Origin of the sequence: Citrobacter sp. Ce104, from assembly GCF_030334595.1 — a bacterium.
GTDB classification, from domain to species: Bacteria; Pseudomonadota; Gammaproteobacteria; order Enterobacterales; family Enterobacteriaceae; genus Citrobacter; species Citrobacter europaeus.
Genome location: NZ_JAOWDP010000064.1, coordinates 632472 through 654907 on the forward strand (window position 1 = coordinate 632472; position 22436 = coordinate 654907).

The 22436-nt window shown below is 53.5% G+C and carries 24 protein-coding genes, 1 other RNA gene and 1 pseudogene; 8 read left to right on the forward strand and 18 right to left on the reverse strand.

Features of this window, described 5'->3' with window-relative positions:
- Window positions 1-13 precede the first annotated feature (13 nt).
- A complete protein-coding gene (locus OGW16_RS13615) occupies window positions 14-484 on the forward strand; it encodes a YlaC family protein (protein ID WP_043015415.1) in 471 nt (156 codons plus the stop codon).
- 79 nt (window positions 485-563) lie between these two features.
- Here OGW16_RS13615 and ykgO read toward each other — a convergent pair whose 3' ends face one another.
- Together ykgO and OGW16_RS13625 are read right to left on the reverse strand one after the other, a co-directional pair.
- A complete protein-coding gene (ykgO, locus tag OGW16_RS13620) occupies window positions 564-704 on the reverse strand; it encodes a type B 50S ribosomal protein L36 (protein WP_005125190.1) in 141 nt (46 codons plus the stop codon).
- Between the two features lies 1 nt (window position 705).
- Window positions 706-966, reverse strand: coding sequence for a type B 50S ribosomal protein L31 (locus OGW16_RS13625; protein WP_043015414.1), 261 nt, complete (start codon window positions 964-966; stop codon window positions 706-708).
- 188 nt (window positions 967-1154) lie between these two features.
- Here OGW16_RS13625 and pdeB point away from each other — a divergent pair, with 188 nt between their 5' ends.
- Window positions 1155-2708: a cyclic di-3',5'-guanosine monophosphate phosphodiesterase PdeB gene (pdeB, locus tag OGW16_RS13630; RefSeq protein WP_286518522.1), complete on the forward strand. Its 1554-nt coding sequence runs from the start codon at window positions 1155-1157 to the stop codon at window positions 2706-2708.
- Window positions 2709-2759: 51 nt separating this feature from the next.
- Here the strand turns inward: pdeB and OGW16_RS13635 are convergent, their stop codons facing one another.
- Together OGW16_RS13635 and yczE are read right to left on the reverse strand one after the other, a co-directional pair.
- Window positions 2760-3113 (reverse strand): DUF1428 domain-containing protein, encoded by a 354-nt coding sequence (locus tag OGW16_RS13635; protein WP_003831033.1) that lies wholly within the window; start codon window positions 3111-3113, stop codon window positions 2760-2762.
- Window positions 3114-3177: 64 nt separating this feature from the next.
- Window positions 3178-3807, reverse strand: coding sequence for a membrane protein YczE (gene yczE, locus OGW16_RS13640; RefSeq protein WP_043015412.1), 630 nt, complete (start codon window positions 3805-3807; stop codon window positions 3178-3180).
- A gap of 87 nt (window positions 3808-3894) precedes the next feature.
- On the opposite strand from yczE, the gene yczR reads away from it, so the two are divergent.
- Entirely contained in the window at window positions 3895-5322 is a 1428-nt protein-coding gene (yczR, locus tag OGW16_RS13645; RefSeq protein ID WP_193144606.1) for a MocR-like transcription factor YczR, read from the forward strand.
- Between the two features lie 59 nt (window positions 5323-5381).
- Here yczR and OGW16_RS13650 read toward each other — a convergent pair whose 3' ends face one another.
- From OGW16_RS13650 to ffs, 3 genes are all read right to left on the reverse strand, one after another.
- Complete coding sequence (locus OGW16_RS13650; RefSeq protein ID WP_016152066.1) at window positions 5382-5600, reverse strand: hypothetical protein; 219 nt, start codon at window positions 5598-5600, stop codon at window positions 5382-5384.
- Complete coding sequence (locus OGW16_RS13655; RefSeq protein WP_043015410.1) at window positions 5597-5848, reverse strand: hypothetical protein; 252 nt, start codon at window positions 5846-5848, stop codon at window positions 5597-5599. The genes OGW16_RS13650 and OGW16_RS13655 overlap by 4 nt, the downstream gene beginning before the upstream one ends.
- A gap of 197 nt (window positions 5849-6045) precedes the next feature.
- Window positions 6046-6142: signal recognition particle sRNA small type (gene ffs, locus OGW16_RS13660), an RNA gene on the reverse strand.
- An 84-nt stretch (window positions 6143-6226) separates the two neighbouring features.
- Between ffs and OGW16_RS13665 the strand changes: the two are divergent.
- Window positions 6227-6616: pseudogene (locus OGW16_RS13665) on the forward strand (MGMT family protein).
- A gap of 31 nt (window positions 6617-6647) precedes the next feature.
- Here the strand turns inward: OGW16_RS13665 and OGW16_RS13670 are convergent.
- The gene (locus OGW16_RS13670; RefSeq protein WP_043015409.1) at window positions 6648-7217 is read right to left on the reverse strand and encodes a YbaY family lipoprotein; all 570 of its coding nucleotides are present in this window, start codon (window positions 7215-7217) and stop codon (window positions 6648-6650) included.
- Between the two features lie 212 nt (window positions 7218-7429).
- Here OGW16_RS13670 and tesB point away from each other — a divergent pair, with 212 nt between their 5' ends.
- Window positions 7430-8290, forward strand: a complete 861-nt coding sequence (tesB, locus tag OGW16_RS13675; RefSeq protein WP_003831027.1) for an acyl-CoA thioesterase II — start codon at window positions 7430-7432, stop codon at window positions 8288-8290.
- 50 nt (window positions 8291-8340) lie between these two features.
- Here tesB and amtB read toward each other — a convergent pair whose 3' ends face one another.
- The 5 genes from amtB to decR all read right to left on the reverse strand — a co-directional run bounded on the left by amtB (window position 8341) and on the right by decR (window position 14292).
- Window positions 8341-9627: an ammonium transporter AmtB gene (gene amtB / locus OGW16_RS13680; protein ID WP_286518523.1), complete on the reverse strand. Its 1287-nt coding sequence runs from the start codon at window positions 9625-9627 to the stop codon at window positions 8341-8343.
- 31 nt (window positions 9628-9658) lie between these two features.
- Window positions 9659-9997 carry a P-II family nitrogen regulator gene (gene glnK / locus OGW16_RS13685; protein ID WP_003021657.1) on the reverse strand — a complete coding sequence of 113 codons (339 nt, stop codon included), beginning with the start codon at window positions 9995-9997 and terminating at the stop codon, window positions 9659-9661.
- Window positions 9998-10245: 248 nt separating this feature from the next.
- A complete protein-coding gene (locus OGW16_RS13690; RefSeq protein ID WP_080625619.1) occupies window positions 10246-12024 on the reverse strand; it encodes a SmdB family multidrug efflux ABC transporter permease/ATP-binding protein in 1779 nt (592 codons plus the stop codon).
- On the reverse strand, window positions 12017-13789 hold the full coding sequence (locus OGW16_RS13695; protein ID WP_043015407.1) for a SmdA family multidrug ABC transporter permease/ATP-binding protein: 1773 nt from the start codon (window positions 13787-13789) through the stop codon (window positions 12017-12019). Before OGW16_RS13695 ends, OGW16_RS13690 begins: the two co-directional genes overlap by 8 nt.
- 44 nt (window positions 13790-13833) lie before the next feature.
- Window positions 13834-14292 carry a DNA-binding transcriptional regulator DecR gene (gene decR / locus OGW16_RS13700; RefSeq protein ID WP_003831023.1) on the reverse strand — a complete coding sequence of 153 codons (459 nt, stop codon included), beginning with the start codon at window positions 14290-14292 and terminating at the stop codon, window positions 13834-13836.
- Between the two features lie 116 nt (window positions 14293-14408).
- Here decR and OGW16_RS13705 point away from each other — a divergent pair, with 116 nt between their 5' ends.
- Window positions 14409-15464, forward strand: a complete 1056-nt coding sequence (locus OGW16_RS13705) for a PLP-dependent cysteine synthase family protein (protein WP_220133950.1) — start codon at window positions 14409-14411, stop codon at window positions 15462-15464.
- A gap of 50 nt (window positions 15465-15514) precedes the next feature.
- Here OGW16_RS13705 and cof read toward each other — a convergent pair whose 3' ends face one another.
- The gene (cof, locus tag OGW16_RS13710; protein WP_047413023.1) at window positions 15515-16333 is read right to left on the reverse strand and encodes an HMP-PP phosphatase; all 819 of its coding nucleotides are present in this window, start codon (window positions 16331-16333) and stop codon (window positions 15515-15517) included.
- Between the two features lie 100 nt (window positions 16334-16433).
- Between cof and OGW16_RS13715 the strand changes: the two genes are divergently transcribed.
- Both OGW16_RS13715 and queC read left to right on the forward strand, forming a co-directional pair.
- Entirely contained in the window at window positions 16434-18134 is a 1701-nt protein-coding gene (locus OGW16_RS13715) for an SgrR family transcriptional regulator (protein WP_075145066.1), read from the forward strand.
- Between the two features lie 65 nt (window positions 18135-18199).
- Window positions 18200-18895 (forward strand): 7-cyano-7-deazaguanine synthase QueC, encoded by a 696-nt coding sequence (queC, locus tag OGW16_RS13720; protein WP_043015404.1) that lies wholly within the window; start codon window positions 18200-18202, stop codon window positions 18893-18895.
- A 59-nt stretch (window positions 18896-18954) separates the two neighbouring features.
- Here the strand turns inward: queC and fadM are convergent, their stop codons facing one another.
- The 4 genes from fadM to hupB all read right to left on the reverse strand — a co-directional run bounded on the left by fadM (window position 18955) and on the right by hupB (window position 22409).
- Entirely contained in the window at window positions 18955-19353 is a 399-nt protein-coding gene (gene fadM, locus OGW16_RS13725) for a long-chain acyl-CoA thioesterase FadM (protein ID WP_016152055.1), read from the reverse strand.
- Between the two features lie 102 nt (window positions 19354-19455).
- Complete coding sequence (locus tag OGW16_RS13730) at window positions 19456-19830, reverse strand: helix-hairpin-helix domain-containing protein (protein WP_043015403.1); 375 nt, start codon at window positions 19828-19830, stop codon at window positions 19456-19458.
- Between the two features lie 146 nt (window positions 19831-19976).
- Complete coding sequence (ppiD, locus tag OGW16_RS13735) at window positions 19977-21851, reverse strand: peptidylprolyl isomerase (protein WP_043015402.1); 1875 nt, start codon at window positions 21849-21851, stop codon at window positions 19977-19979.
- Window positions 21852-22118: 267 nt separating this feature from the next.
- Complete coding sequence (gene hupB, locus OGW16_RS13740) at window positions 22119-22409, reverse strand: nucleoid-associated protein HU-beta (protein ID WP_219352570.1); 291 nt, start codon at window positions 22407-22409, stop codon at window positions 22119-22121.
- Between the last annotated feature and the right edge of the window lie 27 nt (window positions 22410-22436).

Sequence of the window (22436 nt, forward strand, 5' to 3'; positions counted from 1 at the left end):
ACGAAGGCAAGAGATGACAGAAATACAGCGCCTGCTTACTGAAACAATCGACGACTTAAATATTCGCGAAAAGCGCGACAACAAACCGCGCTTTAGCGTCAGCTTTATTCGCAAACACCCAGGGCTGTTCATCGGCATGTATGTTGCGTGGTTTGCCACGCTGGCGGTGATGCTACAGTCAGAAACGTTAGTCGATTCAGTATGGCTGCTGGTGGTTCTGTTTGTCATACTCAACGCGTTTTTCTTTTTCGACGTTGCGCCGCGATACCGCTTTGAAGATATAGACGTGCTGGATTTCAGAGTTTGCTACAACGGCGAATGGTACAACACGCGCTTTGTCCCCCCTTCACTCATCGACACCATCCTGCACTCACCCTCCGTCGATAGTGAACATAAAGCACAGCTGCAAAAAATGATATCGCGTAAGGGCGAACTCTCGTTTTACGATGTCTTTACCCTAACCCGCCCCCAGACCAGCCAGTAAAGGCGGCCTTAGTACAGATAAAAAAAGTGCGTCCCTGTGGAGGAAACGCACTTTAGTCCCTGAAATGCTGGCAAAGAAACTAACGTCTTTTTTTACGCCCCTGTACCGCTTTAAAGCGTGGGTTCGTTTTGCAGATAACGTACAAACGCCCTTTGCGTTTTACTATCTGGCAGTCAGGATGGCGCTGTTTCGCACTGCGAAGTGAATTGAGTACCTGCATCTTAACCTCGCTTAGCGCCAATAAAATGGCCAAAACGTTTCTGGAAACGAGCTGCGCTGCCTTCGTTATCAAAGGTTTTTTGTTTCCCGGTATAGTACGGATGCGATTTGGAAGAGATATCCAGGGTCACGTATGGGTACATTTTCCCCTCAAACTCAATCTCACGCTCAGTCTTGATGGTCGAACCGACCTTAAAGAACTCATTGGCACTGGTATCGTGAAACACCACGGTACGGTAAAAAGGATGAATATCCGGTTTCATGGCAACCTCAATTTGTTACGTTATAACATAACCAACAAAATACACCACTCTTGTACAAACCACAACCTGATTTACGCTACAGAGAGTTAAACGGGATGATAAGTGGCCGTAAATATATGATGCCAATCGAATAGCTTTTTCGGCTTTCGGATATACTTTCCCTACGCTGTGTTAATAAGGATATCACTGTGACAACACGACATCTGATAAGCCTGGTGACAGGGGTACTGTTTCTTTCCATCCTCGCGCCCGTAGGTTTAAGCTTGTGGCTGGCACATCGTCAGGTCGAAACGAAATTTATCGATGAACTCGATATGTTCTCAACGCGAGTCGCATTACGCACGGAACGCGTAGGCGAGCAGGCCAGGAAAGCATTACGCCATATTGAAGCCTTTCAGGGGGTGCCTTGTAGTGAAGAGCATCTGCTGGAAATGCGTCGTTTGTCATATAGCTATCGCTATATTCAGGAAGTGCTGTACCTCAAAGATAACGTTCCGCAATGCTCATCTCTGGAAAAAAGAAGCCAGGCTGACGCATTTCCCCCCGCAATGAAAGTCACGCCTGATGGATATCGCGCATGGCTTACTACGCAGAACGATTTGGGGATTAAGCGCTTTATGGCGGCATTAGGGAGCGAACATTACGTTGTGATGGTCGATCCGAGCTCTTTCATAGACGTCATCCCGTTTGGCTCATGGCCAATTGAAGTCACTATCATTGGCACTGTGCGCAACGTCGTGGTTGCCAGTAGCGCCGATCTGCCTTCGGACGTTTTGCAGCATGTACAGCAAGAACGCTCGATTACCCATTTTCAGAAAGATGGCAGCATTTTTAACGCCCGCCCTTTCCCGGAGCTGGGCATCACTATCGTAACCTGGGCCTCCACCCTGCCATTGCAAAAAACCTGGCACCGACAGGCGCTGATCTGGCTCCCGGCAGGTATTCTTATCGGCCTGCTCACCGCCGCCTTTGTTCTGCGCATTTTGCGCCGCTTACAGTCGCCCCATCACCAGTTGCAGGACGCTATCCAGCATCGGGACATTAAAGTCCACTACCAACCGATTATCTCGCTCAAAACGGGGAAAGTGGTCGGGGCAGAAGCGCTGGCTCGCTGGCAGCAGGCCGATGGGAGCTATCTGTCGCCGGAAATCTTCGTCCCCATGGCGCAGCAGACCGGACTCTCAGAACAGCTCACCCGTTTGATTATTGAAAGCGTATTTGATGATTTAGGAAAATGGCTGCGCCAGCATCCGGAGCAGCATATCTCCATCAACCTTGAGTCAGCCGATCTGTCTTCCGAAACGCTTCCTGCCCTGTTAAGCCAGAAGGTGAACCACTGGCAGCTAAAACCTGCGCAAATCGCGCTGGAACTCACCGAACGCGAATTTGCCGACCCGAAAAACAGCGCGCCGTTTATTGCCAAATACCGTCAGGCGGGTCACTCAATTTATATTGATGACTTTGGTACCGGCTATTCCAGCCTGAGCTATTTGCAGGATCTGGATGTTGACATCCTGAAGATAGACAAATCGTTCGTCGATGCACTGGAATACAACAACGTCACGCCGCATATTATCGAGATAGCGAAAACGCTGAAGCTGGAGATGGTAGCGGAAGGTATCGAAACCGAGAATCAGGAAACCTGGCTACGCCAGCACGGCGTGCAGTACGGTCAGGGCTGGCTTTACAGCAAAGCGCTGCCGAAAGCAGAATTTATTCTGTGGGCAGAAAAACGGCTTTAACATGGCTGTTTATGTTGAGATGGCTGGCGGCACGCCGCACAGCCAGTCACATCACTCTTCCATAATGGGCGCAAATCCACCGTAGATCATTCGCTTGCCATCAAATGGCATAGATTCACCGAATTCCTTCATACGGGGATCGGACATCATCTTCTGATTTGCCGCATCGCGGACCTCTTTGGAAGGGTATTCAATCCAACTGAATACGACTTCTTCATGATCCTGCGCTTTCACCGCCATGCGAAAATCGGTCAGTTTGCCGTCGGGGACATCATCTGCCCAGCACTCCACCACGCGCAATGCACCGAACTCCTTGAAAAGCGGAGCTGCTTTTGCCGCCATCGCAATGTACGCCTCCTTGTTTTCAGCGGGTACGGCAACCACAAAGCCATCAACATACTTCATGAGAAAAACCTCCGAAGTGTACTGCGCGGCAAGCCGATTCCGGCCGCGTCAGTCGAGGTTAAGTTTAGTCGCCAGCAGGCGATCGTGCCCCAGGCGCATTCCTGATGCGAATACGCGCCTGCGGCTGATGGCGAAACCATGGCAGGCAAATCTGAATGAGCGGCCCGATAGCCAGTGCATACAGCACGGTCCCTAACCCAACGGTTCCTCCCAGCAACCAACCGATAAGCAGCACCGACACTTCGATTGCGGTTCGAATTCGTCGTACTGGCCAGCCGGTACGCGCGTGAATACCGGTCATCAGGCCGTCACGCGGACCGGCGCCAAAACCGGCACCAATGTACAGACTGGTTGCTAACGCATTCAGGATCACCGCTGATACCAACAGCCCGCTGCGCGCCAGCAGGGATTCAAATCCCGGAATCACCAGCAGCGCGGCATCTGCCGCCAGCCCAATCATAATCACGTTGCTCAACGTGCCAAACCCTGGGCGCTGGCGCAGTGGTATCCACGCCAGCAGTACCAACACGCCCACGGCAATAATCACCACGCCGATATTCATCGACAGTAAATTTGCCACCCCCAGGTGAAACACGTTCCACGGATCGGCCCCTAAATCGGCACGGACAAACATCGCCGTCGACACACCGTACAGCGTCAGCCCGATAAACAGCTGAAGTAAACGACGCAGCATGCTTTTCTCCTCTCACTCTCAGATAACTTTCATCTTCACCGCAATTGGCACTATGATTAATGTCCAGTTTTCAAAAAGTGGACTGCTATGTCATCTCGCCGTTACGGAAGCCAGTCTTTGCAGCGCCTGCTCGGACACTGGCAGGAAAGCCCCTCGCGAACCCCCATCTGGCGACAGCTGGCAGAAGCGTTACGTTTACTGATCCTCGATGGTCGACTGGCGCTGGATAGCCGCTTACCGGGTGAACGCGAGCTCGCCGCCGTTCTGCAAGTAAGTCGAACTACCATCGCCAGCGCTATGGCGCAGTTGCGTGAAGAGGGATATCTGGAAAGTCGTCATGGTAGCGGCTCGCGGGTGATCCTGGCGGAACATATTCGCCATGTGCCGACCCGGACCAGCACCGGCACCGCGCTTGATTTGTCCACGGCGGCGCTGAACGCCGGTCCCGAAATTCATCAGGCTTACCAGCAGGCGCTGTTCGCAATGCCGCAGCACCTGCAGAGCTCCGGGTATCTGCCGCAGGGGTTGTCGGTTTTGCGTGAATCCATCGCCCGGCATTATTGCGAACGCGGACTCCCGACACAGCTCGATGAAATAATGGTCGTGAACGGCGCGGTCAGTGGCCTGGCGTTGATCCTGCGGTTACTCACCGGCCCCGGCGATCGCGTAGTGGTCGATCACCCCACTTATCCGCTGGCGATTGCGGCAATACAAGGGGCATCATGTCGCCCCATCGGCGTCTCGCTGCCCGAGCACGGTTGGGATACGGCGGGCCTGGTCGCCACCCTTGCACAAACTGCGCCGAGAATGGCTTATCTGATGCCGGACTTTCACAACCCGACCGGACGCTGTATGGATGCCGCAACTCGCCAGGTCGTGGCGGATATTGCTGAAAGAACCCACACTACGTTAGTGGTCGATGAGACCATGGTGAACCTGTGGTATGACGCCCCGCCGCCGCCACCGCTTGCCGCATTCAACCGCGATGCGCCGATCATCCTGCTCGGTTCGGCAGGGAAAAGCTTTTGGGGAGGATTACGTCTGGGCTGGATCCGGGCATCGGCGCGAACCATTGCCGCGCTGGTACAAACCCGCGACACCTTCGACCTGGGCTCACCAGTGCTTGAACAACTCGCCACCAGTTGGCTACTGGATAACGCCGCCGACTTTCTTCCTGACAGAAGACGCCTGCTCACATCCCAGCGAGATCTGTGCTCGGACCTGATGAACTCACATTTCCCGGAATGGCAATTTACCCAGCCGCAGGGAGGGCTTTCTTTCTGGGTTGAACTGCCCGATACGCTGGCAACGCTGTTCGCTACGCGCGCCGAAAGCGCTGGCATTCAGTTGGGAACCGGTACGCGGTTTGGCCTTGATGGCGCATTCGACCGCTTTTTGCGTATGCCTTTCACGTTACCGGATGACACAACGCGTGCCGCCTTCCAGGTATTGCAACCCATTTGGGATAACCTGCGTTTGCAGGCCAGCAGCGGGAAAATGCGTAAAATAATCTAAACGACGAGTCAAAGGACTCGTCTTTGAATGCCGTGATGGGCGAGGATGCCCCGGCAATATTACCGTTGAGGAGGAACCGGGAACCCCTTCAGGGAAATCACGAAATTCTCACCATCCTTCTTAATCTTTGCCCCGGCATCACACCAGTCGGAGGCTATACGGAAGAACTCATCGCTGCCGACGTTCCAGCTCAGACGAACATGTTTCACATAACCGGAGCGCAGCATTTCACAGGCTTCGCCGTAATTACAGGCGGTTGAGAGCGATTGTTGTTTCATTTTTTCTTCTTCAGTAATCTTCGCAATGCTTTGATTTCTTTAGGAGTCAGTGCTTCAACTACGGATTCTTCCGTGTGCTGGCTATCGATATCCTCAGCGGAGACTCCCGCCTCTTCAACGGCGGAAAACGCGATCAGCAGTAGTTTTTCCGTCGCAATACTTAAATTTTCATTATGTACTTCAGCGTAATGGCGAAGCTTTTCTTTTAGCGCCTCATCAATTTTGACATTCAATACAGCGGTCGACATCGTAGAAAATCCTTGTGGTCAGCCAAAACACACCGAAAGTAAGACCATGTCGTTACAGCGCGATGGCGGCGGCAAAAGCATCAAATAACATCCCCGAAACACATTGACAGTATTTGATGACAATAAAATGACATTACGATGACAAAGAAAAGAAGATAAACAGAAGGGAAATATCGGACGGCAGAAATGGGTGGGGGCCCTGCCAGCTACATCCCGGCACACACGTCATCTGCCTTGGCTGCTTCCTTCCGGACCTGACCTGGTAAACAGAGTAGTGTTGCGGGAGAACCAACAGAGCCCCCATTGAGAGCGTTGTTAACCAACGCGCAGGCGCATTATCACTGCTGCACCCTGTAATTGCAACCCATCCAGCATCGGATGCTGTTTTCTTGCGCAATGCGGCTTCACTCCTTCGCTTTTCGGCATTATGCTGGAGGATTAGCGCAGGAATAAATGATGGATATACAAGACACTTTCCCCCAACGCGTCTGGCAAATCGTCGCGTCAATCCCCGAAGGTTTCGTCACTACCTATGGCGATGTTGCCAGGCTTGCCGGTTCGCCGCGTGCTGCGCGCCAGGTAGGCGGCGTGCTCAAGCGTCTACCTGAAGGCAGCACTCTCCCCTGGCATCGGGTGGTTAATCGCCACGGAGCTATTTCGCTGACGGGTCCCGATCTGCAACGACAGCGTCAGGCGCTGCTGGCAGAAGGAATAGTGGTTTCAGGAAGCGGACAGATCGATTTACAGCGCTATCGCTGGGTGTACTAACCCTCTCCTGGCGGAGAGGGTTACAACTGCCTTAGTACTGCGTGGGAGCTGGAACCGCAGACGACGGATTCACCTGGGTTGGTGACGTTGACGGTACCGTGGTTGTCGCCCCACCGCTCGCCTGAACCGGTACTGCTGTTTGCTGTACAGGCACCAGCGTCAGGTCGGCTTTTTTACCACCCTGATTAATGACCGTCTGAACGGTATCAGTAATAAAGACCAGTTTATCATTCACCGTAATCGCCGCACTCAGCAGAATACGAGCGTTAGGCTGAATATCTGCCGGGTTAAACGGTAATACGAAGCTGAATGGCGCCTGTTTACCTTCAGTACGGACCGCTTTTTGCGATAGCACTTTTGACGGCGCATCGGCCAGTGAAGCATCCGACAGCGTAACGGTCAGCACCGCATCGGGTGGCAAGGCCACTTTCTGGCGGATCCATACCGTACCGGAAACATTCGGTTGTTGAATTTTAGACTGTGTGTCAGAAATTGACGTATTAGGGCTTGGCGCAGGCGTCTGAATATCAGCACTTTTATCGGCGCAGGCTGCCAGAGCGACCGCAACCGCTAAACCACTTACCATGTGCACGAGTTTCATTAAATTCTCCTTATCATCTATGCACCAGCGAGAACTTTCCCCGCCAGAAGAGTGGTTAACAAAAACATAACGTGACTAAGTGTGGCACAAGACAGCTATTTTTGCCTGTAATAGGCCAGTAATTCAGACAATTGCACCCATCGGACCACTTTCAAAATTGCGTTATACTCTGCCTACCTCGCTGCGAGATCGATATTACCTGGAGAGCACGTATGAGTCTGGCGCTGAAAAATTTGCTGACATTGTTAAATTTGGAAAAAATTGAAGAAGGACTCTTTCGGGGCCAAAGTGAAGACTTAGGGTTACGTCAGGTTTTTGGGGGGCAGGTTGTCGGTCAGGCGCTGTATGCCGCCAAAGAAACCGTACCAGAAGAGCGTCTGGTGCACTCTTTTCACAGCTACTTTTTACGTCCCGGCGATAGCCAGAAGCCCATCATCTATGATGTAGAAGTCCTGCGTGATGGTAACAGCTTCAGCGCACGCCGCGTTGCCGCGATCCAGAATGGTAAACCCATTTTTTATATGACCGCCTCTTTTCAGGCACCGGAAGACGGATTTGAACATCAGAAAACCATGCCGGATGCGCCAGGTCCCGATGAGTTGAAATCCGAAACGGAAATTGCCCGCTCAGTGGCGCATTTGCTGCCACCGCTGTTGAAAGAAAAATTTATCAACGATCGTCCATTGGAAGTGCGTCCGGTAGAGTTTCATAACCCCTTAAAAGGTCACGTCGCACCTCCGGCGCGCCAGGTCTGGATCCGCGCTAACGGCGAACTGCAGGACGATCTACGCGTCCATCAGTATCTGCTGGGTTATGCCTCAGACCTGAACTTCCTGCCTGTAGCGCTGCAGCCGTACGGGATTGGCTTCCTGGAAAAAGGGATTCAGATCGCCACTATTGACCATTCAATGTGGTTCCACCGTCCATTCAATATCAATGAGTGGCTGCTGTATAACGTCGAGAGCACTTCAGCCTCCGGAGCCAGGGGCTTTGTTCGCGGGGAGTTTTATACCCAGGACGGTGTGCTGGTCGCCTCTACCGTGCAGGAAGGGGTAATGCGTAATCGCAATTAAGAATTACCGGATGGTGGCGCAAAAGCGTTGCCATCCGGCAGATTGAAACATCAAGCGTTGTAGGCGTTTTCGCCGTGACTGTTCACATCCAGACCTTCGCGTTCCTGTTCTTCCGGTACGCGCAGACCCACCGTCATATCCGCCAGCTTATAGCCAATGAAGGCCACCACGCCGGACCAGACGATGGTGATCGCCACGCTTTCCAGTTGCACCAGCAGCTGATGCCCCATGGTCACGCCCTCAGCAAAGCCCACGCCGCCCAGAGAGCTGGCAGCGAAAACGCCGGTCAGGATGCAACCAACAATGCCGCACACGCCGTGAACGCCAAACACGTCGCACGGATCGTCCACGCGCAGAAAACGCTTCAGCATGGTTACGCCCCACAGGCCAGTCAGCCCCGCAACGACACCGATAATCAGCGCGCCGCCGACACCAATGTAGCCACATGCCGGTGTTACGCCTACCAGACCCGCAATAGCGCCAGAACAAGCGCCCAGCAGAGACGGTTTGCCACGCAGTGCCCATTCACCGAAGATCCATCCGAGGATGGCAGCAGCGGTGGCGACCACGGTATTGACGAAGGCCAGTGCGGCGATCTCATTCGCCGTTCCCGCTGAACCGGCGTTAAAGCCAAACCAACCAATGTAGAGAATAGCGGTGCCGGTGAAGACCATTGGCAGGTTGTGCGGTTTAAAGGCTTCTTTGCCAAAACCGACGCGTTTGCCAATCAGATACGCACCAACCAGACCGGCTATCGCCGCGTTGATGTGCACGACCGTTCCGCCGGCAAAATCCAGCGCGCCATGGGAAGCCAGCAAGCCGCCGCCCCAGACCATATGGGCAATCGGGATGTACGACAGCGTTAACCACACCACCACGAAAATCAGCACCGCAGAGAAGCGAATACGCTCAGCCAGCGCCCCGACAATCAGCCCAACGGTAATACAGGCGAACGAACCCTGAAAAGCAACGTGAATGTACTGGTAGAAACTCCCCGTGACCGCCGTCAGCGCGATGTTCTTCAGCAATACCCAGTTGAAGTTGCCGAAGAAATTATTCCCTTCGCCAAAGGCCAGCGAGTAGCCATAAACTACCCATAAAATACAAACCAGAGCGAATGTCACTGTTACCTGAGTCAGCATCGACAGCACGTTCTTACCGCGAATCAAACCGCCGTAGAACAGCGCAATGCCAGGGATAGTCATAAACAGCACCAGCGCGGTACAGATCATCATAAAAGCGTTATCTGCTTTATCCGCAACCGCCGGTGCCGCCATCGCCAGTCCCGGCAGTAGCGCCAGTGAGGCAATACCCGTTTTCATCGTTGCTATCTTCATTTTTTGGTTTCCTATCACTGTGTGCCAGAAGTTACAGTGCGGCTTCGTCGGCTTCGCCGGTACGAATACGAATCACACGTTGCAGCTCGGCGACGAAGATTTTGCCGTCGCCAATTTTTCCGGTGTATGCCGCCTTACTGATGACATCAATCACGCCATCTAGTTGGTCGTCGGCAATCGCCACATCAATCTTCACCTTTGGCAGAAAATTGACGCTATATTCAGCCCCACGGTACAGCTCAGCATGACCTTTCTGTCGGCCAAACCCCTTCACTTCGGTGACGGTCAGCCCCTGAATACCAATAGACGACAGTGCTTCACGGACGTCTTCCAGTTTGAATGGTTTGATTACCACGGTAACCAGCTTCATAGATCCCCTCCAGTCAGAATTCAGTAGTGGCTGCAGATACACGAGAGGAATATTGCAAGGGATGTGCCAGGAATGAAAAACGCGGAATGATTCAGGTTCGCAGGGTACAGCCAGGAGAGAAAAAGAAAAAACGCACTATAACGGTGCATAGTGCGTTACATTTTTGCACCAGATTGTTGATTGCCGGATGGCGGCGTTTACGCCTTACCCGACCTACGACTCCGCGTGGCCGGATAAGCGCTGCGCCGTCAGGCGATAACAGAATCCTCTTGCGTGCTGGCGGCTAACTCTTCCCCCGCCAGCTGCAACTGATACATCTGCCAGTAACGGCCTTGCGCCGCCAGTAATTGCTGGTGCGTACCACGCTCAACCGCCTGACCGCGATGTAACACCAGAATGGTATCCGCATCGACAATCGTCGATAACCGATGCGCAATCACCACAAGCGTTGTGTGTTCACGGACCGCCGCCAGAGCTTGCTGAATGGCCTGCTCAGTACCGGAATCAATACTGGCCGTGGCTTCATCGAGGATCAGCACCTGCGGCGTTTCAACCAATACCCGCGCCAGCGCCAGCAGTTGTTTCTGCCCAACGGAGAGATTATTGCCCTGCTCACCCAGCCGGGTATGAATCCCCTCGCTCAAACCGCGGGCCAGTTCTGCCAGTTGCACGGTCTCCAGCGCCTGCCATACCCGCTCTTCTGAGATATCGCGACCCAGCGTGACGTTTGCCAGGAAGGTATCCGCCATCACCACGGGATCCTGCTGCACCATCGCGATGCCCTGACGTAACGCACCGTGGCTCAGCGAAGACAGCGGACGTCCGTCAAGTCGGATTTCACCCTGCGTCAGCGGGTAGTACCCCATCAGCAGGCTGGCCAGCGTACTTTTGCCGCTGCCGGTGTGTCCGACCAGGGCCACAAAGCTACGCGAAGGCACGGACAGACTGATGTTTTGCAGCACCAGATTGTCGTCGCGATAGGCAAATGAAACGTTATCCACCTCAATGTCACCGCTTTTGAGCGGTCGATCATCTTCACCATAGCGCTGACGAGGCCCGTCCATCAATTCGAACACACGTTCACCGGCGACAACCGCCTGCTGCAGCATTGACTGCTGGGTTGTCAGTTCGATAAGCGGCTCGTTTAAACGGCCGAGGTAGCTGATAAACGCATACAGCACACCAACCTCGATGGAGCTACCAGAGGTAAAGCTGAACAGCATCAATAAACCGCAGAGGATCAGCGCCGAAAAAAGGCTCAGCAGCGGGCGCAACAAAAAGCCATCGAGTCGTAGGGTCTGCATACGCGCCATATAGTGCGAGCGGCTGGCCTCCCCCATTCTCTCGCCAAACCGCGCCTGCTGGCGGAACTGCTGGATAACGCTCATGCCGTTGATGACTTCGTTAAAGCCATCGTTAATATCCGCCAGATAAGCGCGAACCCGGCGCACAATCGGGGTGCTGTAGCGTTGATAAATCACCATCACCACCAGCACTGCCGGGAAAATAGCCATCGCCACCAGCGCCATACGCCAATCGAGGCTGAACATCGCGACCAGCATGGCGCCGATTAATGCCGCGCTGCGCAGAACCGTTGCAACCACCGTCACATACAGGTCGCGAATCACTTCGGTGTCATTGGTCACGCGGGAGATAAGCTGCCCGACGGGCTGAGTATCAAAGGCGCTGAGCGGCTGGCGCAGCGCAGCGTCCATTACGTCGGTGCGTAGCTGTTGTACTACGCCAACCGCCGCCTGGTTAAACAGCAATGACTGTGCATAATGCAGGCCTGCTGCCAGCAGTTGCAGACCGACATACGCCGCAACCAGCCCGGCGACCATCGCCAGCGGCAGATTGTTCTTCGCCACCATGTTATCGATAAAATAGCTAATCAGCAGCGGGCCGCTGACTTCCGCCGCAGCCGCCACCCACAGCATGACGACCGCAATCGCCAGCTGTTTTCGCCATGGGGAACCGTATGCCAGTAATCTTTTCAGAGTCGGCCATAATTGCCCGAAACTACGCATTAGCCGCCTCCTCGTTTATCTCTGGTGCATCAGACAGCGCCGCTTCCAGTTGCTGATAGCGGTACATATCACGATACCAGCCAGCCTGCTGCACCAGCACGTCATGCTCGCCGCGCTGGGCAATATGCCCATGCTGCATCACGATAATCTCGCTGGCTTCCGTCAGAGCCGATAAGCGGTGGGCGCTGATAATGACGGTTCGGCCTTCGCCCCACTGGCGCAGATTATGCAGGATCTGATGCTCGGTACGACCGTCCACCGCCGACAGCGCATCATCCAGGATCAGGATTTCAGCGTTCAGCAGTAGTGCCCGAGCGATAGAAATACGTTGTTTTTGCCCACCAGACAGCATCACCCCACGTTCGCCCACTTCGGTGTCGTAGCCCTGCGGAAGACGTAAAATATCCTCATGAACGCTGGCAAGGCGCGCCACATGCTCGATCTCTTCCTGCGTGGCCTGTGGGCGTCCTAACGCGATGTTATTACCGACGGTATCTGAAAACAGGAATGGCGTCTGGCTAACGACCGCCAGTCGGCTGCGCCAGCTATCAAGCTGTAAGCGCGTTAACGGGATATTATGAAAGCGTACATCGCCCTGAGTGATATCAAAATGACGCTGGATCAGCGACAGCACCGTGCTTTTTCCCGCGCCGGTCGGACCACAGATGCCCAGCATCTGTCCAGGTTTAAGCTGGAAATTCACATTTTCCAGCGCCGGGTGGGTGGTCTGCGGGTAACAAAATTCGCGAATCGCCACCGCCAGCTCGCCGCGTCCTTCCGGTACCGACTCAGTGCCGTCATCCACCACCGGCGCTTCGGCCAGCATAGCGCGAATCCGGCTGTAGGCAGCGCTGCCGCGTTCGACGATATTAAACATCCATGCCAACGCCAGCATCGGCCAAATCATCAGACCGAGATACATCATAAAGCTGGTGAGCTGGCCGAGCGTCAGCGAACCGTGCACCACCATCCAGCTTCCTCCGGCAATCGCCAGCAGGTTAGCCATACCAATGGCAATATAAATCGTGGGATCAAAGCGGGCGTCAATGCGCGCCACGCGCAGGTTTTTCTTACCGGTATCCTCGGCATCGGCGGCAAATAATGCCGACTGCCGATCCTCCAGACCAAAGGCCTTGATCATACGAATACTGGTCAGGCTTTCCTGAGTACGGTCATTGAGACTGGAAAACGCCGCCTGCGCTAGCTTAAAGCGATTATGGAGTCGATCGCCGTAACGTTTGATCATTATCGCCATCACCGGCATCGGCAGAAGCGCAATCAGCGTCAATTGCCAGCTTATCTGCGTAGACATCACGATCAGCACCGCACACCCCATCACCAGCGAATCCACCAGCGTCAGCACACCTTCTCCGGCGGCAAATACGACGCGATCGACATCGTTAGTTGCACGCGCCATCAGATCGCCCGTACGGTGACGCAGATAAAATTCTGGATGCTGGCGACTCAGCTGACGGTAATAATCTTCCCGCAGTTCAACCGCCAGTTGGTAGGATGCGCCAAACAGCAGCACGCGCCAGACATAGCGCAGCAAATAAACCACCACTGCGATCAGGGCAATTGTTCCCACCCACATCAGCAGCCGCTCGGTGGTGAAGCGTTGTGTCGTCACGCCATCGACAATGATCCCAACCACTTTCGGCGGAATAAGCTGAAGGATAGCGATGATGATAAGCAAGGCCACTGCCCCGAGATAGCGACGCCACTCCCGGCGGAAGTACCAGCTTAATTGAGCAAATAATCGCACGCGTTATGTCCTGACAAGATTTCCGGCAATGAGCGCCGGGAGAATTATTCAATAGGTAGAGCAGTTGTGTATTTAATCTGTTCCATCGCAAAGCTGGAGGTGACATCAGACAGGCCCGGTACGCTGTTCACCAGGCGCTTATAGAATTCATCGTAGCTTTTCATATCGGCAACCTGCACTCGCATCAGGTAGTCATACTCCCCAGCCATACGCCAGAATCCCAGAACCTCGGGCATTCCGGTCACTTCAGTGACAAAGCGGCAATACCATTCGCTGCTGTGATGCTGAGTCTTGATCAGCACAAACGCGGTGAGTCCCAGCCCCAGCTTTTCTGGATCCAACAGCGCGACTCTGCCTAGCAGGATACCGTCATCCTCAAGTCGTTTGAGACGTTTCCAGCAGGGGGTGGTAGTCAGATTAACGGCATCTGCTAACGCCTGCAAAGAAAGGGTGCAGTCCTGTTGCAGTAAGCCAAGCAGCTTGCGGTCAATTTTGTCTAACATAACCACTCCACAGAGAAGAATTTTCTCCTTACATTCTATTTTAAAGGCTAAATGGCAACAATTTTTTCCGTGCTTTTCGCTATTCTGGGCACAAAATGACAAATGGATATCTATTAATGATGAATAGCTCCTGGGTTAAAAACGCCATCAATGAAATCAACGCGGATTATCAGCGTTCTGCGGATACGCATCTCATTCGTCTGTCGCTACCGGCGTTCCCGGGCATTCAGATCTATTTAAAAGATGAGAGCACGCATCCGACCGGGAGCCTGAAGCATCGTCTGGCGCGCTCACTGTTTTTGTACGGATTGTGCAATGGCTGGATCAAAGAAGGCACCACCATCATTGAGTCATCGTCCGGTTCAACGGCGGTTTCTGAGGCTTATTTCGCCCGACTGTTAGGACTGCCGTTTATTGCCGTCATGCCTTCCTGTACGGCGAAACGTAAAATTGAACAGATTGAATTCTACGGCGGTCGCTGCCATTTCGTGGAAAGCGCCTGCGAAATCTATGCGGCTTCTGAACAGCTGGCGCGTGAGCTGAACGGTCACTACATGGATCAGTTCACTTACGCTGAACGCGCCACCGACTGGCGTGGCAATAATAATATTGCCGACAGCATCTTTCGTCAGATGCAGTGCGAGCCCAACCCCGTTCCCCGCCATATCGTGATGAGTGCCGGAACCGGCGGCACCTCAGCAACCATTGGCCGCTATATCCGCTGTCAGGGCTACGACACTCAACTGATGGTTGTGGACCCGGAAAACTCGGTCTTTCTGCCCTTCTGGCAGGATCGCGATGCAACGTTGCGCAGCCCGGTAGGAAGTAAAATCGAAGGCATTGGCCGCCCGCGTGTCGAACCGTCTTTCATTCCTGACGTGGTTGATGAAATGTTGCGCGTACCGGATGCCGCAAGCGTGGCTACCGCGCACTGGCTGGAAACGCAATTGGGCCGCAAAGTCGGCGCTTCAACCGGTACCAACATGTGGGGAACCCTGCAGCTTGCCGCTCGTATGCGCGATGCAGGCGTTACCGGTTCACTGGTAACGCTACTGTGCGACAGTGGCGAACGCTATCTGGAAACCTACTACAACCCACAATGGGTCGACGCGCAGATCGGTGATTTAACGCCGTGGAAAGGGGAACTCGCCCGACTTCTGAACACCCATTAACAGGATAAAAAAAAGCCAGACGCGAAGTCTGGCTTGCTGGAAGGGATCTCTCATTCGGGGGAATAAGGTAGATGCGGATTGTCCAGCCAATGCGTCAAAAAGTGTGATACTGCCTGATTGCGGCAATGCCCAATCACCGATAAATGAGGCAGTTCGGCAATCAGTTGCGGCATCGCGTTACCCATAATCAGACCGCGACCAACGCTGCCTAACATTTCGCGATCGTTCATGGCATCGCCAAACGCCATACACTCGGCCATTGAATAACCTAAGTGGTCGCTTAGTACCGCCAGCGCAGATCCTTTGTTACAGCCCAACGGCAGTACCTCAAGACAATCAAACGCGGAAAAACAGAGATTCGCCTGTTCACCCAGCGCTTCATTCAGCTGAATGCGTAATTGGATCAGGGAGTCATGATCGCCGCAGAAACAAACTTTCGTGACCTGATGAGCAGGAATACGTTTCACATCGACAATCTGGTAGCGAAATCCGCTATATACATGCGCCTGCAGCAGCGAGGGGATCTCTTGTCCGGTGAACCAACCGTTGTCATTAAAGACATGCATGCTGGCGGTGGTATCCCACTTCTGATGTAGCACGATATCCGCAACATTCGGATCCAGATCCTGACGGTGCAGCACATCGCCCTCAAGAGAGTGAATACGCGTGCCGTTACCCGTGATCAAAAAAGCGTCCAGTGACACAGAACCCAAAATATGGCGCATCTCCAGCACATGGCGACCGGTGGCAAAGGTCAGGGTGATATCACGTTCACGCAGGCGCGCCAGCGTTGAAAGCGTTTCGTCACCTAAATGGTGATTCGGCATCAAAAGGGTGCCATCCATATCAAATGCAGCCAGACGAGCCATTTCTTTCTCCACACTGTGACGCGGTTAACTTGTGATTCAGTATCACCTGAGATATACGGAAGTAATAGTGAATAGATAAAATGAATTGTTCCGGGTTTATATGCGATTATTGAATCGACTGAATCAGTACCAGCGCCTGTGGCAACCGTCGAACGGCGAACCACAGTCAGTGACCGTGGGCGAACTGGCCAAACGCTGTTTTTGCAGCGAGCGCCACGTGCGAACCTTGCTAAAGCAAGCGCAGGATGCTGGCTGGCTGGAGTGGTACGCTCAGTCGGGGCGCGGGAAACGCGGGCTGCTACGTTTTTTGGTGACGCCAGATTCGCTGCGCAACACCATGATGGAACAGGCGCTGCAAAAGGGAGAACAGCTCAGCGTACTTGAACTGGCTCAACTGGCGCCAGGCGAATTAAGAACGTTGCTACAACCGTTTATGGGAGGTCAGTGGCAAAACGACACGCCAACCCTGCGTATCCCCTATTACCGCCAGCTCGACCCTTTGCACCCTGGATTTCTCCCCGGTCGCGCGGAGCAACACCTCGCCGGACAACTATTTTCTGGACTGACACGGTTCGACAGCAAGACGCAACGCCCCTGCGGAGATTTAGCCCACCACTGGAATATCTCCGCCGATGGCCTGCGCTGGGATTTCTATATTCGTTCCACCCTGCACTGGCATAACGGCGATGCGGTCAGCAGCACGCAGCTACATCAACAATTGCAGAAGCTGTTAGCGCTACCCGCGCTGAATAAGCTGTTTATCAGCGTGAAGCGCATTGAAGTGACGCATCCCCAGTGCCTGACCTTTATTCTGCATCGCCCCGACTTCTGGCTGGCGCATCGTCTGGCAAGCTACAGCAGTCATCTGGCGCATCCTGAACATCCGTTTGTGGGTACTGGTCCGTTCCGATTGACGCTGTTTACTCCTGAACTGGTGCGTATCGAAAGTCACGATCACTACCACCTGAGTCATCCGCTGCTAAAAGCCATTGAATACTGGATAACCCCGCAACTCTTCTCCCAGGATTTGGGCACCAGCTGTCGCCATCCGGTGCAAATTGCGATTGGTAAGCCCGAAGAATTGCCCATGCTAAGCCAGGTAAGCAGCGGCATCAGCCTCGGTTTTTGCTATCTTACGCTCAGAAAAAGCGCGCGCCTGAATACGCAGCAGGCCCGCCGACTGGTCAATATTATCCACCGCTCTTCCCTGCTACAAACGCTTGAAGTGGATGAAAACCTGATTACGCCAAGCAATGCGCTGCTGCCAGGATGGACTATCCCACAATGGGATGAACTGGACGAGGTAACGCTGCCGAAAAAACTAACGCTGGCCTATCATCTGCCGGTAGAACTGCATGCGATGGCTGAACAGCTTCGCCAGGCGCTGGCGCTGCTCGGTTGTGAATTAACGCTTATTTTTCATAATGCCAAGAACTGGGATGGCGATCATCCTTTAGCCCAGGCCGACCTGATGATGGGCGACAGGCTAATTGGCGAAGCGCCTGAATATACCCTCGAACAGTGGCTGCGCTGCGATCAGCTCTGGTCACACGTATTGAGCGCGCCGGCTTATACTCATCTGCAAACCACTCTGGATGCCTTGCAAATTCAGGCTGATGAAGACGATCGTCACGCGGCTTTACAACAAGTTTTCGCCACGCTGATGCATGACGCGACCCTGACGCCGCTGTTCAATTATCACTATCGTATTAGCGCCCCTCCAGGTGTGAACGGCGTACGCCTGAACCCTCGCGGCTGGTTCGAGTTTACCGAAGCCTGGCTGCCGCCGCCTTCAGCGTGAAGAAGCTGGTCGGCGACACGCCCAGGCGCTACCATAAGCGCTTTCGTTACTAGTCAGGAAAAGCCATGAAACGTGCCGTTGTTGTATTCAGTGGAGGCCAGGACTCCACAACCTGTCTGGCGCAAGCGCTGCATCAGTATGATGAAGTGCATTGCGTGACCTTTGATTATGGTCAGCGCCACCGCGCTGAGATTGATGTCGCACGTGACCTGGCCTTAAAACTCGGCGCGCGTGCGCACAAAGTCCTTGATGTCACGCTGCTCAGCGAACTGGCCGTCAGTAGCCTGACCCGCGATAACATTCCGGTACCTGATTACGAACCTGATGCCAACGGCATCCCCAACACCTTTGTGCCTGGACGCAATATTCTGTTTTTAACGCTGGCGGCGATTTACGCGTATCAGGTACAGGCAGAAGCGGTCATTACCGGCGTTTGCGAAACGGATTTCTCCGGATACCCGGACTGTCGCGATGAGTTCGTCAAAGCCCTGAACCATGCCGTAAGCCTGGGGATGGCAAAAGATATCCGCTTTGAAACACCGTTAATGTGGATCGATAAAGCCGAAACCTGGGCACTGGCCGATTACTGGGGCAAGCTGGACCTGGTACGCGAAGAAACGCTGACCTGTTATAACGGCATCAAAGGTGACGGTTGCGGTCACTGTGCGGCGTGTAATCTGCGCGCCAACGGCCTGAACCATTATCTGGCGGATAAATCGGCGGTGATGGCGGCAATGAAGCAGAAAACCGGGTTAAAGTAATACGTTGAGTGATGCCGGATGGCGCTTTTGCTTATCCGGCCTGCAGACACTCGCAGCCACTACTTCACCATCTGCTCCAATTTTTCGCGCAACTCCCCTTCCAGCGGCAGCGCTTTTTGCGTTTTCAAATCAATGCAGACGAAGGTAATCAACGCGTCTGCCACCACCTGTCCTTCCGGCTCCAGGGTGATGGTCTGGTTCAACACGCCGCTTTTACCATTTAGCTGTTGGACCTGGCTGGTGATGGTCAGCAGATCACTCAGCACCGCAGGTCGGCGGTAGTTAATATTAATATTAACGACCACAAAAGCGATGTTGTGTGCGGTCATCCACTGAAAGCTGTCGCTGTTTTCCAGACCATCCCAGCGGGCTTCTTCCAGAAACTCCAGATAGCGGGCATTGTTAACGTGCTGATAGACATCAAGATGAAAACCACGAACTTTGATTTGTGTTTGCATAGCGCAGGAACCTTACGTTTTTATAGGAATATATTCAGGGTAGTGAGGCCATAACTGGTATGACCTCTCTAGTGTGGCAAATATTGGCCACTGCGCAAGTTATTAAAGTGTTAAAACTGCCAAATTACGCTCAACCAGCGAGCTACCCATGCCCGGCACCTGCTTTAAGTCCTCCACCGTTTTAAACGGTCCGTACTCTTCACGATAGCTCACAATCGCCTGCGCTTTCTTCAGACCAACGCCATTCATGACTCGAGCTAAATCCTCAGCAGAAGCACTGTTGATGCTTACCCTGGTACCTTCATCGTCGCTCGCTTTAGCCGCTGACGTGGCTTTGCTTTGCGCCACTGTGGAAGCATCCGCTTTGGCTTGAGTCGCCTGACTTTTGGCGACAGGCTCTGCAGCCAGTGCGCTTTGAGCCATGCCGGCACAGGTCAATGAAAGAGTGATAAGAAGGGTTTTGATTCCATGTTTCATACTGTTTTCTCCTTGTTTGTTAACAGTGGAATCACGATAGCGGGGTGCACAACGACAGACAAACGGCAAATATCAGAAATGGAAAAGGCCGCGAAAGCGGCCTTTTGTCGATACAACTTTTTGCAATTTTTTGCGAGCAGCCTCGGTTATTGCTGCTGTTCCAGCGCGTCACCGACTTTAATTTTTGCGGCTTTACGCAGGTTGCTCATCAGCGCTTCGAAGACAATCTGCGCGTTGTTCTGGGTAATCCCCTGAACCATCGCTTTCTTCTGCGCTTCAGGCATAGAACCGGCTTTCACCTCGTCCAGCGCCAGCAGAACAACATTACCCTGCATATCGTTCGCCACGCCGTAGCTCGGTTTGTCTTTCGCTGGCAGGCTCAGGCCAAAGGCCGCCTGGCTCAGCGGATCCTGCCCGGTACGGCTCAGCGTTTTCGCCTCGCCAAAGCTCAGACCCGCCGCTTTCATCGCTTCATCGCCTTTACCAGCTTTCAGATCCGCCAGCAGTTTATCGGCATCAAGCTTCGCCTGCTGCTCTGCTTTATTGTGCTTAACGAGCGCAGTTACCTGATCTTTCACTTCAGCCAGTGGCTTAACGGCTTCGGCTTTGTGTTCTGCAATACGCAGTACAAACGCACGATCGCCGTCCACGGTGATGATGTCGGAGTTACTGCCAGGCGTACCGTTTTCGCCAACCAGACCACCATTGAAAATGATGTCAGCGACCGGTTTGAAGTTCAGTTCTTCCGGCAGGCTGTCACGGCTAAACCAGCCCGTCTCAACCGCTTTCATGCCAGCAGCCTGCTCCGCGCCCGCCAGGGATTCGTTATCGTTGCTGGCGGCATCGCTCACTTTCTGCTGCAGTGCGTAATACGCGTCCAGCGCTTTTTCCTGCTTCACTTTCGCCGCAATGTCGTCACGGGCTTCGCTCAGCGGTTTAACCTGTGCAGGTTGTACGTCGTCAAGACGCGCAACGAGGAAACCAACGGAAGACTTAATCACGCCTGACAGCTGGCCTTTTTCTTTCAGACCAGCACTTTTCAGCTCATCCGGAGTGGTGGAATCTTCCAGCCATCCCATGTCGCCGCCTTTACGGGCAGAGATGATGTCAGCAGATTTTTCTTTTGCCAGCGCAGCGAAATCACCGCCTTTGTTCAGCTCGTCCAGCACCGCTTTGGCTTCATCTTCCGTTTTGGTCTGAATGATGCTGTAGCGGTTACGCTGCGGCTGAGTGAACTGGTCCTGATGCTGGTCGTAGTAAGACTGAATATCAGCATCGCTGGCCGTCTCCTGCATAGCAGCGGCGTCCAGCTTGATGTAGCTCACGCGGAACTGCTCCGGCGTCATAAAGTTGTTTTTATTTTGCTCGTAATAGCTGGCAACTTCCTGCTCGGTAACAGACTGCTTCGCGGCCAGTGCGTTAACGTCAATCGTCGCCTCGCGAACGATACGCTGCTGTGCAACCAGCGCCGCCAGCTCGTCCGTTTCGCCTTTCAGCATGAAGTCCGTACCGGCAACACCGTTGATCAGCTGCTGGGTAGTGAGCTGATTACGTAATGCCTGAGCGTACTGATCGGCGGTCATACCCATCTGATTAACAATCGCGTTGTAGCGGTTGTTATCAAATTTGCCGTCCACCTGGAACGCAGGCGTGGCGAAAATAGCCTGTTTGACCTGATCGTCGCTGATGTTGAGCTTAAGCTCGTGGGAGTACTGATCCAGCAGCGCTTCGTCAATAAGACGATTCAGCACCTGCTGACGCAGCGTTTTCATGTAGCCTTCGTTCGCAGCCAGTTCGGAGTATTGATCGCCCAGCTGTTGCTGCATGCGGTTACGTTCGCTGTTGAACGCATTCTCGAACTGCCCGCGGCTGATCTCCTGGCCATTCACTTTGGCGGCGAAGTTATTGCCCCCGCCAATCAGGTAACCACTCACGCCGGTCAAAATGAACGACACGATAATGATACCGAAAATAATCTTGAGCACGAGACTGTTAGCAGCCGTGCGTAAGCTGTCCATCATGGTGTAACCACACTCCGCTGTAGATGACTATACGCGTTATCTCTCAAGCCGCCTGCGCGCAGGCACAACAACGGCGGCAAGGATTTTGAGTATATATGCTTCACGCAGCATAGCGTTTCCTGAACGCTGCGCACAAAGGTCTATTGTGACAAGAAACAGGGGCAATTGTCAGCCCACAACGCGTAGAAAGTACCGGAATTACAAATAAAAAAGGCACATCAGTCGATGCGCCCTTGTACTTCGTCACATCCCCAAAGGGGAAATCACTTAGTTTACCGCGTCTTTCAGTGCTTTACCTGCACGGAAGCCCGGTACTTTAGCCGCGGCGATGGTGATCTCTTTACCTGTTTGCGGGTTGCGACCAGTACGGGCAGCACGCTCTTTAACGGCAAAAGTACCAAAACCTACCAGCGCCACGTCATCACCTTCTTTCAGAGATTCAGTAACAGAAGCAATAATTGCATCTAACGCACGTCCAGCCGCAGCTTTAGAGATATCAGCCCCTGCAGCAATTTTGTCGATCAGTTGAGATTTATTCACTCTTCTCTTCCTCTTTATAATTTATATCGCACCTGAATCCTTCAA